Raw genomic sequence first — 12,391 nt, 5'->3', positions numbered from 1 at the left:
AAATGCCGCAATGAACTTTATTGAAACATACAGGAAGTACAGTCCGAAAATCAGTTTTAATGTGGTCGGTTTGAATTTTTTGATGATGGCAGCGCCGATTTGAGCCCCAACTACTGTGCCCGCCGCCAGAATTAGACCTGCGCCCAGCGCCACAAATCCTTGCACCAATTTAATGCCACCGCCAACGACAGCCAATGGGATCATGGTTGCCAGCGACGTGCCCATGGTGATATAGACCGGTGCACCAAATAAATAGATAAAACCCGGCACCAGCGCATAGCCACCACCCAATCCGACCACGCCGGTCAAAATGCCGATGATCAATCCCATGATTGCCCAACCCCATGCCGGTCCGGGAATGGAGTCACCCATTGCCTGGGGTTTTTTGGTCTGCAACAGTCCTTCCCAGATCATGCGAATAGCGGGCCAGAGAAACGCCAGTCCTAGAATTAATCCCAGCAGCGCCGTATGCGCAGTGAGCAATTTGAACAGGTAGGAACCGATGATGACGCCAACGATACCGGAAATGCCAACCCACAGTGTAGTTCTGACATCCAGATTTTTTCGGATGAGATGGCCATAGCCGCCAGAAATGGCCGTGAAAACCACGGCAAAAAGCGTAGTGCCAACGGCAATGGTCGCTGGATAACCCAGCCAGAAATGAATGGCCGGCAACATCACACTGCAGCCGCCAGTACCGATCAAGCCGCCAAGCAGACCCGCCAACAGGCCAATGACGATCAAAATGCTGCCATGAGCCACAGTCAGTGGCGGCAAATTCTCACCGCTCAATTTCCCAGTCGGCAAGAGCCCGATGAAAACAATCAGAAGGAGGATCAGCAAGATGATAGTTGGAAGATAGTTTTTCCAGAAAGACATTTGAGCACTACTCATTTTTACCTCCTTAGGTAGTTGTAAAATCAGCTCACAAACGGAACGATGAACTTCTTGATGGGAATTAACTCCACGCTCACCAGCAGGGACATGACCATCATTTCATCAGAATTTCCTCCTGTCACGTCAACCCGTTCGGTCTTATGGGTAGTCACCGGGTTGCTGTCTTCAGCTTCTGATACAGACTGCCTAACCTGTTCTGGAAAATCTGCCGGATGGCTTCTTCATCGTTTTTCAGCGGGTGAACGGGAATCAAATCCAGCACTTGTTCGGCAGGCAGTTGGGAATGGAACATAGCATCCACCGCCCCGTGCAGCATAGCCGCCATTGCCTCCCTGGCTCCAGGTTCGCTCAAACCGAATTCCGTCCCCAGCCGCATGAGTTCCAGCCATTGGAACCAGAAGTAGGTGGGCCCCATGCCGGTGACGATGGCGTAGGCCTCCAGGTGCTCTTCGGGCACCTCGGGTGACTCGCCCCAATGCCGGAACAGGCTAACCAGGGACGAACGGTCACCCGCCGTGAGACCGTCCGAATAAACAACCGGATTGTAACCCCTGCCGATCATGGAGGGTGCATTGGGAATCATGCGCACGATGCGGTTGAAACCGTTGAGCATCCCGGATAGATGGTGGAGTCTGATCGTGGGGATTAACGAGATGAGGGTCGCGTCTCTTTTCAACGCGGATTTGATCTGACCGCACACCTCAGCCGCGACCGGCGGATGCACGGCCAGAAACACCCAATCGGCCACCTCCGCGACGGCCCGACTATTGTCGGCTTTGACCAGGAGATCGCCAACGATAGTCGATAGTCTTTCGATATTGTTCACTTCCGGGTCGTAGACCACGACTTGTCTTGGGAGGCCATCGGCCCGGCGCAGACCCTCCAGCAGCAGGCGGGTCACCCGTCCGCCGCCAATGAAGCCAAGAGTTCCTTCCGCTCCCATGGGTTCCTCCTCGGCTCAGTATCTGCGTCCAGTCTCTGGTAGGCATGCGACGCCATCGCCTCCCGGCGCGCCAGAACACGCTGGCGAAACTGGCCAGCCTGGCATCATCTCATCGCCGTGAGCAGCAGCTTCCGCCAGTTGGCACCACTTCCCCGGTCTTGTGCATGATCATCACGGAGCCAAAGACTTCGGCGATCCTGTCGTCGCCACAGTTGGGACACGAGAGGTCCAACCCCTTCTCCTTCTGACTGATGGAGGTAAACACTTCGAACTGATGCCCACAGCTCAGGCAGCGGAACTCATAGGTCGGCATATCGATTCCTCCTCAAAGAGATGCGGCACCAATCTTGACGCACCGGAGCTACTCGCCATACAAGCTCTGCACGGGAACTCGGCTCCACCCTCGCCTTGCCATAGAGGGGCTCCGCATGCGCAGCCGCCAATCTACTCGCAGGGCCGCACTCCCTGCTGTCGGCACACCAGGCGGGCATCGAAGCCTACTCCTGATCTCTCACCCGCCCTATTTCCTTCTCGACCTCCTCTAACTCCCGTTTGAGGTCGTCGCGGTAGGACTCTAACCACTCCAAACGCTCCTCTTTGCTGGGCCTACGCCAGCCCCAGGGCCCACAGCAGCACCCCATCATCGCATGCCCGCCGTGAAAATGAGGTCCGAAAGGTCTACACATGGCTCTTCCCTCCTGTCTCGTCGATTATGTTCCGCAGAGCAGCCGTCAGATCTCGAGCAAAGCGACTCTCCGCTAACCTGTCCACATCCCCCACTGCCTGCTCCAGACCCTCATCGAACGCTATTCCACCCAAGAGCGGCACACCGAACGGCTCCAACGACTGGCCAATCCCCGGAGTAGACGGCATCTTCATGTTCTCCACCAAGCCAGTGATGGGAATGCCTAACTCAATGAGCATCTTGACCAGCTTCCTCACCGTCTCCAGCGCGACCTTTGAAGGGGTAGTTATCACCAGAAACTCCACCCGCTTCATGAAGCGGATGATATCCAGCGTCGGGTCGCCGATACCGGGCGGCATGTCGATGACCAGGAAGTCTAACGTGCCCCAACGGGTAATGGTGAGCAGCTCGATGATGAGGTTGGAGATGTCAGCGCCCCTGATGGGTGAGGGGTTGTCGCCAGCGTAGTAGATAATCGACATGAATTTTATGCCGTGCACGAGCGGAGGCACGATGCCCTTGTCCTCGGTGGGGTAAACGTCCTTGATCCCCAAGATCACATGAGTGGAAGGTCCGCAGATGTCCAGGTCAAGCAGGCCCACCCGGTGGCCGGTGCGTGCCAGCACCAGGGCCAGGGTGGCAGCAACGGAGCTCTTGCCGATTCCCCCTTTGCCCCCCGCGACGGCAATGACCCTGTGGACGTCTTGCAACCTCTGTTCGATGATGCTAAGCCTCGGGTCCATATTGCCTCACTTTTCTCCGGTTATCGATTCCAGCCACACGCCGCGTCCCTTGGTGACCTCAAAATCCGGGCTGTGGCAGTTCGGACACCTCACATAGACGTGAGCCGTCTCGGGCAAGAAGTGAATGGACTCAGACTGTTCCTCATCCAGCTTCTTCAGCGCATCTTTGAACGCCCACTCCGTGCCGCACACCCGGCACTTGAGCACAGCCGGTTCCGGTTCGAAGATGAATTGCGCACGTTTGAGCAAAGCAGTCTGCGGACGAACGATCTCCTTCAACGCGAACTCAAAGACCTCCATGTCCGTCTGCTGCAATTCCCCGATCTTGACCCTGATCTCGGTGATCTCTCTCAGCCCCTCCCTCTCAGCCACCTTGATGGCCGTTGCCACAACTCCTTCAGCCAAAGCCCATTCATGCATGTTCGACTCCTCGACATAGCCTCAGCGCCAAGTCCACCGTGCCAGCGCCTAACTGCTATTGCGCGCCACTTGCCCCTCCAATATCCTCTCAGCCGCCGCGTGTGAGACGTCGGAGCGTACCGACAGGGCACACGCCATGAAGCACGGTCAGGCCCAGTTGAAGAGCCTTTTGCAGCACTTCGTCCGACGAGGACCCTGGGGGTATCCACACAATTTCTATCCCCAGAGCCGCCGCCTGTTCCAGTGCCTTTTCCGTATTTGCCGGCGCGAGCGCGGTAATAACCACCTCAGGCTTCTCCGGCAACTCTCCCAGAGAGCCATAGCATCGTTGACCATCAATAGCCTGGTACCTGGGATTAACCGGGTAGACCGTGTAACCGGCCTGGAGAAGAGTGTGAAACAACTCGTAGCTGTATTTGAGAACGTCCTGCGAAGCCCCTATCAGGGCGTAAACCTTTCGCGTCCTCAGGACCTCTTCTGGCGACATCATGTCCGTCCCTCTTCCTTCCTCTCCCTTCCTTCGGCACTGACGTTGGCCGGACTGGATAAGCCCAAGCGGGGCCTCGCGCGTCACCTCAAGGTTGAGCCTTGTTGGCACCACTGTCTCATCCGCCCACGACCCTGGCAACTGCACAGTCCGTTCCCTCCAGTTCTGGAGAGAAAACTGCAGCAGTCGCGCTCTATCGCAGCAGACCCTGGACTACCACCTCTACCGCCTCGCTCTCGGTCAGACCGCGCGCCATCAGCGTCTCCACCTGCTTCTTGTCCACGCTGCCTATGGCGGCCTCGTGGGTGAGCTTGGCCGTCTCGTCCACTACGCGGAGCATGGGCACGGCGCTGGCACGCGCCTGCTTGCCCTGAACAATCTCCACGCAGTCCACATGCCCCCGCGACGAGGGTCCGTTGCCCACGATTTCGCCTACCACTTCGCTCTCTGCGCGATCGGTGACCACAATGCGGCTCTTGGCCAGCCCGCGAGCACCTCCTCCGTCCAGATAAATCGATTCCTTCACGCGAATGCTGTCGTTCTGCTTCCCATAGACCTTGGCATACAGCTCACAGAGGCCGTGGTCGCCAACCCGCACCTCATAGTCGATCTCCACCCGGCCGGCTGCCCCCTGGGTGAGTTTGAACTCGCTGCGAAACTCACCCCCCTCTGCAACCTCCACGCGCATCACCGGCAGCACCTCGACACCCCCTTCGTCACCGTGAAAGTGGGTCTCGTTGTAAGTCATCGCGGCCCCCTTGCCTACCCGGACGGTGCCCTGCATGAGGTGTCTGACGCTTACGGCATTCGGAAAAGAACAGTGCGCCAGGAAGGTGGCCTTTGCTTGGTCTTCGATGACGAATTCGGCCACGACCTCCTGCACCCCCTCTTTGGGCAACACCCCGAAGCAGAGGTGCACGGGACGTTCGATCACGGTGCCCTGCTTGACCGTGATCCTGGCGCGAACTCCGCTGGCGGTTTCTTGTCCCTCGATAAGCAGGCCTGGTATCTCGTTCTTGGCAAGAATCTTGTTCAAACTGACCACTAAGCTGCCGACCTGGGCATCCCTCAGTGCATCAAGTTGCCCTCCGCTCTTCTCGTACGCCTCAGCGAGGAGCTCAAACTCCTGGCGCGGATCAAACATTGCGGTAGATCTCCTCCTCCGGCTGGTTCACATGGGGACACTCCCGGCAGTGGTTTCGGAAAAAGCGCGCCACCTCTTCCGGCAGGCCCGTCTTCAGAATGGTGCCTCCACACAGAGAGGAAGCCCTGTCTGCCATGCGCGCCACCTCCTCGTGGTGGGTGATGAGCAGAACCGACGCGCCGTGGCGCACAAAGGCACGAATGTCATCCACGATGTAGTCGATGGACAGGGCGTCGATGCCGGAATCGGGCTCATCCAGAATGACCAGCTTGGGCTGCATAGCCAATACCGAGGCCAGCTCGATGCGCTTGCGCTCGCCGCCGCTCAGGGTATTGTCCACAATCCGCGAGAGATAGCGCTCAGGATTCAAACCCACCATGCGCAGACATTCTGCCGGGCTCAGCGGGCCATTGTTGGCCCGGCCACTGATGCGCAAGTATTCCGCGACACTGAGGCCCTCGAAGCGGGCCGGCTCCTGCCAGGCCAGGGTGATTCCTCGCTTGGCGCGCTCCGCCACCGACAGGGGGGTGATGTCCTCGCCTGCGAAGAGGATCGTGCCGGACTGCGGCCGGTAGCCACTCAAGCCCATGATCGCGTAGGCCAGGGTGGACTTGCCCGTGCCATTCATGCCGAGAATGCTGTGCACTTCTCCCCTCCTGATGTCGAGGGTCAAGTCACGCAAGATCGGCCGACCGTCCAGCGCCAGATTTAGCTGACGTATCTCGAGCAGGTTTCCCATCCCTGTAGCTCCACTCATGCTCCCGGAGGTCCTTTCACGCGGAAACGGACGCAGGGCCGCGGGTGCACAATGAGTTGAACACCAACCCCGCGGCTCCCAGCAGCTCGCTCCCTATTGCTCCTCGACCTCTTCCCGAAGAGCGAAGGGCCACTCCCTTTCTTCGCCTCGACCATAACGTTGCTTGAACGTCGGGTCTGCCAAGAGGTGCGCCCGTGCAAAGGGAATACACGGTGAGGCGCAGACCAGCACTCACCGTGGTTCCCTGAAGTATAGCCCCAAAAGCCAACTAGCGTTCCGCCTTGTCGGCGTACGCCTCACGAAGCTCGCGCAGCTTCTGCACCAGCTCCTCCTTGCTGGGAAAATGAAGGGCCCCCGAGGGGCAATCCTTGGCACAGGCGTCGCATCCCACCACGCAATTGTAGGGATTGACCACTTCCACGCAATCTTCTTTCTGGGCAAAAACGCCGTTTGCGCAAAAGTCCACGCAGTTCCCACACGCGGTACAGGCGTCCTGGTCAATGGTCGGATACCAGGGGATCTCCTCCCTGGGAATGTTCATGTAGGTTTGGCTCACTTCTTCTCCTCCTCTTCCAGTGCTTTCGCCAGTTCTGTCAGCGCCTGCTCGGTGGTCTTGAAGGAGATGCTTATCGGTTGCCAATTGTCGTCCATGGGCACTCCCGCACGGGCAAAACCGTCACGCAGGAGCTTCTTCTGCTTTTCTTCCTTGCACGCGAGGGTGACGTACTTCACTCCAGGCTTGAGCAGGTCTTCAAGCAAGTTCTCGCCGTTGGCCTCGCAGAGGCGAGGATGGAGCACCAGATAGTCCTGGGGCAGCTCCATGCGGATACGCTCGCTCAGCTCGCCGAAGTTGATGTCCTTCATGCTCGGGCAGGCAAAGCTGCACGTACAGACGATGACAGCCTTCTTCATAGCTTTTTCCTCCATTAGAATTAACCTCACACAAAAGCAACAACAACCCACCCAACAGATTCACCTCACCCCTACACCAGGGCGCCGACCAGCATGCCTGTGACGGTGGCCATGACCACCACGAGGAGAACAAACGCCAGCGTTTTTTTAGTGCCCATGATGCTGTGGATGACGAGCATGCTTGGTAAGGAGAGAGCCGGGCCCGCCAGCAGCAGGGCCAGAGCTGGCCCTTGGCCCATCCCATTGCCAATCAGTCCCTGCAGAATAGGCACCTCGGTGAGCGTGGCAAAGTACATGAACGCCCCAACTACCGAGGCAAACAGGTTGGCGCCCAGGGAATTGCCGCCCACCAGCCGGGTCACCCAACGCGACGGTATCAGTCCCTCTTGACCCGGGCGGCCCAGAAGCCCACCGGCAACGAGCACGCCGAAGAACAAGAGAGGCAAGATCTGCTTGGCATAGCCCCACGTGGAAGCAAACCATTCGCCTGCCTCTCCGTCGTCACGGCTCGTTAGGATCGATAGGCCCACCACACCCACGCCGAAGGAAATCATCGGCGTGTGCGGCACCGCGAAAGCGGCAGCCACCGTGGCACCTGCTACCAGGAACAGTTTCCACCAGCCCAGGCGAAACCAGGTGGCTAACACCACAGCCAGCGCGGCAGCAGCAACCCCGGTCAGGAGCCATTTCACGCCGTAGATGCTCGCCCACAAGCCAACGGCCTGCACCGGCTTGCCCCAGTTGGCGAACACCAGGATTGCCACCATCAAGGCGAAAAAGGTGGCTGTTTGCCACAGCGGGCGTTTTGCTTCTGGTGTTGGCAACAGCATCTGTGCCTCTTCTTTTGCCAACTCCTCCTTGCGGAAGAAAAAGTGCATGAGCAGGCCGATGACGATGCTGAACAGCACCGCCCCGACCGCTCTGGCGATCCCCAGTTGCAGCCCGAGGATGCGCGCCGTCAGTACAATGGCCAGGACGTTGATGGCCGGCCCCGAGTAGAGAAAGGTGGTAGCAGGCCCCAGACCGGCTCCCATGCGATAGATGCCGGCAAAAAGCGGCAGCACCGTGCACGAACAGACCGCCAGGATGCTTCCGGAGACGGAGGCAACACCGTAGGCAAGCACCCTGTTGGCCCGCGCCCCCAAGTAGCGCATCACCGATTCCTTGCTGACAAACACAGCGATGGCACCGGCAATGAAAAAGGCAGGGATCAAGCAGAGCACGACGTGTTCCCGCGCGTACCACTTGACCAGTTGCAGCGCTTCAGCAATGGCCCTATCGAAGCGGGGCGTCCCCACAGGCAGGTAAAAACAGACCAGGAAACCTACAACAATAAGCACCAGCGTCCGCCACTCTCTTTTCCAGTCCATTCCTTTCTCCACACTGCTACAGCAACGACTCTTACGCGCTCTTCCCACTCGCACGGGCCAGCGCCGCACTCTCCTCCCTGCGCCAAATCCACAAAGCAGCAGCCAACATGACCACGTCCTCGAGGACCCGGTGCAGGCTCACCTTGCTGGCTTCGCTTCCCAAGGTGAAGCAGCCGCAATCGATGTCCAAGCCACGCGCCAAAGCCGAAATCAGGCCGGCCAGGAAAGCCACCAACATCACCGCCACCAGAAGGGCGCTCCCCCTTGTCCATCGCCCGATGATCAGGCTCACGCCGCACAAGAGCTCCAACCAGGGGAGAACGGCAGCAGTCAGGGTCACGGCCAAATAGGGCAGCAGACGGTAATTGTCAACATCGCAGGCGAACGCCGCAGGGTCGGCAATCTTGCCCACCGCCGCGCACACGAAGATGAAGCCCAGCACCACGCGTACCACGACGAACGGAAACCTCCCCTTCATTCTCGCCCTCCGTCTGCCCGTTCTCCGCGGGCCACCGGCCGTCCGGCATCCATCCAGCCGCGCAGGCCATCGTGATAGACGGCAATTGCCCTCACGCCGTGCGCCAATAACTCATCTGCCAGGCGTTCGGCTGCATCGCAGCGTGGGTCATCGCAGTACACCAAGACCAACGGTGCCTCGGCGAGCTTGGCGAGCTGCGCAGATCGCTGCCACACTTCGTCGACTGGCAGGCTGATGGCGCCGGGGATGTGCCTCTTTGTGAAGCTCTCCACGGGACGGGCATCCACCAGCACCACGCCCGGCTGTGCGCGCAGCGAATCCATCTGGGTCAGTGTCACGTAGTAGACCCGAGGCCCTGCATCGCGAGCCCCAAGAGCAATGTCCGACAGCAGCGTCTCACCCTCAGCGGCCGGCATCGCCAAGGGTGGCCGCGGACGGGTACGCGTAATCGCCACGCCCTTTGGCCACAGGGCATTCCACCCCAGGCCCACGATGACGGCGAGCCCAGTCAACAGAGCCGCCTGCCCAAGCGTCTGCCGCGAAGGGAAAAGTCCGGCCATCGAGCTCCTCTCTTGCATCTCCCGACCTTTTCCAAAGCCCTGCTGAGCCGCAATGGATGTCGCGTGTTACTCGGCCTCAATCATCTTGGCCAAACGAGCCAGCCGCCTCTTGACGATTTCGGCAGCCGTTTCCCGCAAAGCCCACACCTGCGGTTCGGCAACGCGATAGTACGACCGCGTTCCAAGGCGCTGTGGAGCAACGAGCCCCTCCTGGGCCATGACCTTGAGATGGCGGGAGAGGTTCGACTGCTCGATCCGCAGCGCAGCCTGCAGCTCGCAGACACACTTGGGGCCGTCCCGCAGAAGCTCCAGTATCATGAGGCGGTTCGGATGTGCCAGCGAGGTGAGCAGGCGCGCCTCCATCTCGTACATGGGCTCCATGGTAAGTTCTCCGATTCATGCATTCATGCATTTTTGTGCATAAATATATGAATCATCCCCCTCCCCGTCAAGCACTTTTTGTGCCGGGGCAATCTTTTTTTGCGGCTCGGCGCAGAGTGTCGCTCCCGCAGGCCGCGGGTGTCGAGATGGCTTTTCGCTTGATTTTTCCGCAAAATCTCTTAAATTACAGCAACAACTTGCGGTCTTCCCGTCCGTAGTCGCTCACGGCAACCAACTGAGGGTGCAATGGGAGTCTATGAGCTCATTTTGCGCCGGCGCACCATCCGCCGCTTCAGGCCGGAGCCGGTGCCGCTCTCTGCCCTGCAGAAGATCGTGGACGCTGCCCGGTTAGCCCCTAGCGGCGCCAACCTCCAGCCTTGCGAGTTCGTGATTGTGGATGACCCACAGCTTGTGGACTTGCTCTTTTCGTGTACCAAGTGGGCGGGCTACCTCCCCCCTGAGCAGGGACCGCCTCCTCCCGGGCAGCGGCCGACCGCATATGTGGTCGTGCTTCTCAATCGCGAGCGCCGGCAGCAAGGCGGCGAACACGATGCAGGTGCCGCCATCATGAGCATGATTTTGGTGGCCTTAGAGTTAGGCATAGGCGCCTGTTGGATCGGGTCGGTGGACCGTCCCAGGGTAAGCCAGGCACTTGCTATTCCGGCGCATTGCGACATCGACTCCGTCCTTGCTCTTGGTTACCCGGCAGAAAGTCCGCAGGTTGAACTGCTGAAAGATTCCGTGAAGTACTGGCGCGACGAGGACGGAGTGCTGCACGTGCCCAAGCGGGCACTCCAGGACGTCATGCACCACAACAAGTACTAAGACCGAACCACTCATCCGGCAACCCGAGTGGGTGTGCAACTGGCAAGCCAGATCGAGAGGGATGTGAGCAAGGGATCACTGGATTCGGACAGGGTGGGGACCAGACGAGCGGGCGGGCGGTGCTTCCTGCCCATTGAGGATGCGCGCGTCCGGCCGCATGCCTTACAGCCAGATCGTGCGCCGCGGTCGGTGCCAGCTCGCCTGTGAGCGGTGTATGGGGCGTTGACAAGTTACTGTTGGCACGAAAGGACATTGAGTCCGACCCGTGCCTCACGGCCATTTTCACCAGCAAAGCAACGCATTGCCTAAGGAGAACCAAAGGTGGTCGCGCGAGATCGACTTGTGGCCTATCTCAACCAGCTTCTCGAGCCAGCGTCCTATGCGGACTCTTGCCCTCAGGGTCTGCAGGTCGAGGGTAAGCCTCACGTCGGCAAGATTGTCACGGGCGTGTCTGCTTCGCTTGAGCTCTTCCGCCAGGCACAAGCCAAAGGGGCCGACATGGTCATCGTCCACCACGGACTCTTCTGGGACCAGGACAGCAGAGCAGTGAAAGGGTTTCTGAAGAAGCGCCTGGCCGTACTGCTGGAGAACGACATCTCGCTGGTCGCCTACCATCTGCCCTTGGATGGCCATCCAAGCTTTGGCAACAACGCGCTGGCCGCGCGTGCCTTGGGTCTCATGTCCTTGGAGCGTTTCGCCACGGTCGGCTACTGGGGGAGGTACTCCGAGCCGTTAGATGTGCGCGTTCTATTCAACAAGGTCAAGATCCTGTACGAGAGCAATCCGTTGATCTTCGACTACGGGCCGCCCAGTGTTGAGACCGTGGGCATAGTCTCTGGCGGTGGCGCGTGGCGTCTGCGAGAGGCGATCGATTTAGACTTGCACTGCTTCATCACCGGCGAGCCGGTGGAGGCGGCAATGCATTTGGCCAAGGAGAGTCGCATCCACTTTGTGGCGGCCGGCCACTATGCTACCGAGCGATTGGGGATCAAGGTGCTCGGTGAGCAAATCGCCCAAGAGTTCGGTGTGGAGGTGGAGTTCGTCGACTTGCCCAATCCGGTGTGAGACTGGCTGGGAAAGGCCTCACCAGGGTCGCCAGGCAAGCGTCGGGCCCCCAGAAGGCGTGCTTCCCTGAGACGCTTTGCAGATGGGTATCGAGGCGCGCATCAGCGCGGCTGCAGCAACAAGTACCGCTGCCGTCGTGAGGAGGCGCGCAGCGATACATTTGAACTTCAGTAGGGGCCTGGAATAGGGGCCCACAAGCAAGGTGATGGCAATTCGGCGGAGCCAATGTTAGGAAAGCAGAAACCACCTGTTGAGGTTAAGGCCTTCATTGAGACCATGAAGCGCTCCTTTGGAGGGATCTTTGCGCCCCGCCGCGACATATTCATCGTCCACGCTCCGGCGCGATTGGAGCTCATGGGGGGACTGACCACCGCCTTTGGGGCGGTGGTGCTGCAAACCACCCTCTCAGATGCCGTGGTGGTGGGGGTTCAGCGCCGCACGGATCGCAGAGTCTTGGTGCGCAGCTTGGGGGTAGAAGAGTACGCCCTTTCGTCGACGGTGGAGTGGGACTTGGACAGGGTGCTGAACATGCCGGAGAAGAGCCGGCCGGGCTCGCTTCGCGCCTTGTTTGCCAAAGAGCCTCGCGGCGAATGGGTGGCGGCCATTGCGGCCATTTTCTATGAACTCCTCTCCAGCCGGGTGGTGGACAGTTTCGATACCGGCGTGAACATCGGCATCCAGAGCTCGATCCCCATAGGTGCGGCTCTTGGCTCCTCCACGGCTC

General features: G+C 59.4%; 18 protein-coding genes. 3 read left to right on the top strand and 15 right to left on the bottom strand.

Going from position 1 to position 12,391, the window contains the following annotated elements; translation table 11 throughout:
* The 15 genes from H5U38_02800 to H5U38_02730 all read right to left on the bottom strand — a co-directional run.
* Nucleotides 1-879, bottom strand: an 879-nt coding sequence (locus H5U38_02800; protein MBC7185942.1) for a sulfite exporter TauE/SafE family protein, incomplete at its 3' end; no start/stop codon positions are given.
* 166 nt (nt 880-1,045) lie between these two features.
* Nucleotides 1,046-1,840, bottom strand: a complete 795-nt coding sequence (locus H5U38_02795; protein ID MBC7185941.1) for an NAD(P)-binding domain-containing protein — start codon at nt 1,838-1,840, stop codon at nt 1,046-1,048.
* Nucleotides 1,841-1,949: 109 nt separating this feature from the next.
* The gene (locus H5U38_02790; protein ID MBC7185940.1) at nt 1,950-2,153 is read right to left on the bottom strand and encodes a zinc ribbon domain-containing protein; all 204 of its coding nucleotides are present in this window, start codon (nt 2,151-2,153) and stop codon (nt 1,950-1,952) included.
* A 184-nt stretch (nt 2,154-2,337) separates the two neighbouring features.
* Nucleotides 2,338-2,526 (bottom strand): DUF5320 domain-containing protein, encoded by a 189-nt coding sequence (locus H5U38_02785; GenBank protein ID MBC7185939.1) that lies wholly within the window; start codon nt 2,524-2,526, stop codon nt 2,338-2,340.
* Nucleotides 2,519-3,268 (bottom strand): P-loop NTPase, encoded by a 750-nt coding sequence (locus H5U38_02780; protein MBC7185938.1) that lies wholly within the window; start codon nt 3,266-3,268, stop codon nt 2,519-2,521. Before H5U38_02780 ends, H5U38_02785 begins: the two co-directional genes overlap by 8 nt.
* A 6-nt stretch (nt 3,269-3,274) precedes the next feature.
* Nucleotides 3,275-3,688, bottom strand: a complete 414-nt coding sequence (gene hypA, locus H5U38_02775; protein ID MBC7185937.1) for a hydrogenase nickel incorporation protein HypA — start codon at nt 3,686-3,688, stop codon at nt 3,275-3,277.
* Between the two features lie 88 nt (nt 3,689-3,776).
* A complete protein-coding gene (locus tag H5U38_02770; GenBank protein MBC7185936.1) occupies nt 3,777-4,178 on the bottom strand; it encodes a CoA-binding protein in 402 nt (133 codons plus the stop codon).
* A gap of 190 nt (nt 4,179-4,368) precedes the next feature.
* Nucleotides 4,369-5,319, bottom strand: a complete 951-nt coding sequence (locus H5U38_02765; GenBank protein ID MBC7185935.1) for a SufD family Fe-S cluster assembly protein — start codon at nt 5,317-5,319, stop codon at nt 4,369-4,371.
* On the bottom strand, nt 5,312-6,058 hold the full coding sequence (locus tag H5U38_02760; GenBank protein MBC7185934.1) for an ABC transporter ATP-binding protein: 747 nt from the start codon (nt 6,056-6,058) through the stop codon (nt 5,312-5,314). The genes H5U38_02765 and H5U38_02760 overlap by 8 nt, the downstream gene beginning before the upstream one ends.
* A gap of 286 nt (nt 6,059-6,344) precedes the next feature.
* A complete protein-coding gene (locus H5U38_02755; GenBank protein ID MBC7185933.1) occupies nt 6,345-6,617 on the bottom strand; it encodes a ferredoxin family protein in 273 nt (90 codons plus the stop codon).
* An 11-nt stretch (nt 6,618-6,628) separates the two neighbouring features.
* On the bottom strand, nt 6,629-6,988 hold the full coding sequence (locus H5U38_02750) for a hypothetical protein (protein ID MBC7185932.1): 360 nt from the start codon (nt 6,986-6,988) through the stop codon (nt 6,629-6,631).
* Nucleotides 6,989-7,059: 71 nt separating this feature from the next.
* Nucleotides 7,060-8,358 carry a permease gene (locus tag H5U38_02745; protein MBC7185931.1) on the bottom strand — a complete coding sequence of 433 codons (1,299 nt, stop codon included), beginning with the start codon at nt 8,356-8,358 and terminating at the stop codon, nt 7,060-7,062.
* A gap of 31 nt (nt 8,359-8,389) precedes the next feature.
* Nucleotides 8,390-8,836: a DoxX family membrane protein gene (locus H5U38_02740; protein ID MBC7185930.1), complete on the bottom strand. Its 447-nt coding sequence runs from the start codon at nt 8,834-8,836 to the stop codon at nt 8,390-8,392.
* A complete protein-coding gene (locus H5U38_02735; protein ID MBC7185929.1) occupies nt 8,833-9,396 on the bottom strand; it encodes a hypothetical protein in 564 nt (187 codons plus the stop codon). The genes H5U38_02740 and H5U38_02735 overlap by 4 nt, the downstream gene beginning before the upstream one ends.
* Before the next feature lie 66 nt (nt 9,397-9,462).
* Nucleotides 9,463-9,777: a winged helix-turn-helix transcriptional regulator gene (locus H5U38_02730; GenBank protein ID MBC7185928.1), complete on the bottom strand. Its 315-nt coding sequence runs from the start codon at nt 9,775-9,777 to the stop codon at nt 9,463-9,465.
* 246 nt (nt 9,778-10,023) lie between these two features.
* Here H5U38_02730 and H5U38_02725 point away from each other — a divergent pair, with 246 nt between their 5' ends.
* The 3 genes from H5U38_02725 to H5U38_02715 form a co-directional block, all read left to right on the top strand.
* Nucleotides 10,024-10,602 (top strand): nitroreductase family protein, encoded by a 579-nt coding sequence (locus H5U38_02725; GenBank protein MBC7185927.1) that lies wholly within the window; start codon nt 10,024-10,026, stop codon nt 10,600-10,602.
* Between the two features lie 321 nt (nt 10,603-10,923).
* Nucleotides 10,924-11,667 carry a Nif3-like dinuclear metal center hexameric protein gene (locus tag H5U38_02720; GenBank protein ID MBC7185926.1) on the top strand — a complete coding sequence of 248 codons (744 nt, stop codon included), beginning with the start codon at nt 10,924-10,926 and terminating at the stop codon, nt 11,665-11,667.
* Nucleotides 11,668-11,892: 225 nt separating this feature from the next.
* The coding region (locus H5U38_02715) for a hypothetical protein (protein MBC7185925.1) at nt 11,893-12,391 on the top strand (499 nt) is incomplete at its 3' end.

It is taken from the genome of Calditrichota bacterium (assembly GCA_014359355.1).
In the GTDB taxonomy this organism is placed as follows: Bacteria; Zhuqueibacterota; Zhuqueibacteria; order JANLFK01; family Oleimicrobiaceae; genus Oleimicrobium.
The sequence above is the reverse complement of the archived record's forward strand: the minus strand, read 5'-3'. Positions and strand labels throughout refer to the sequence as shown.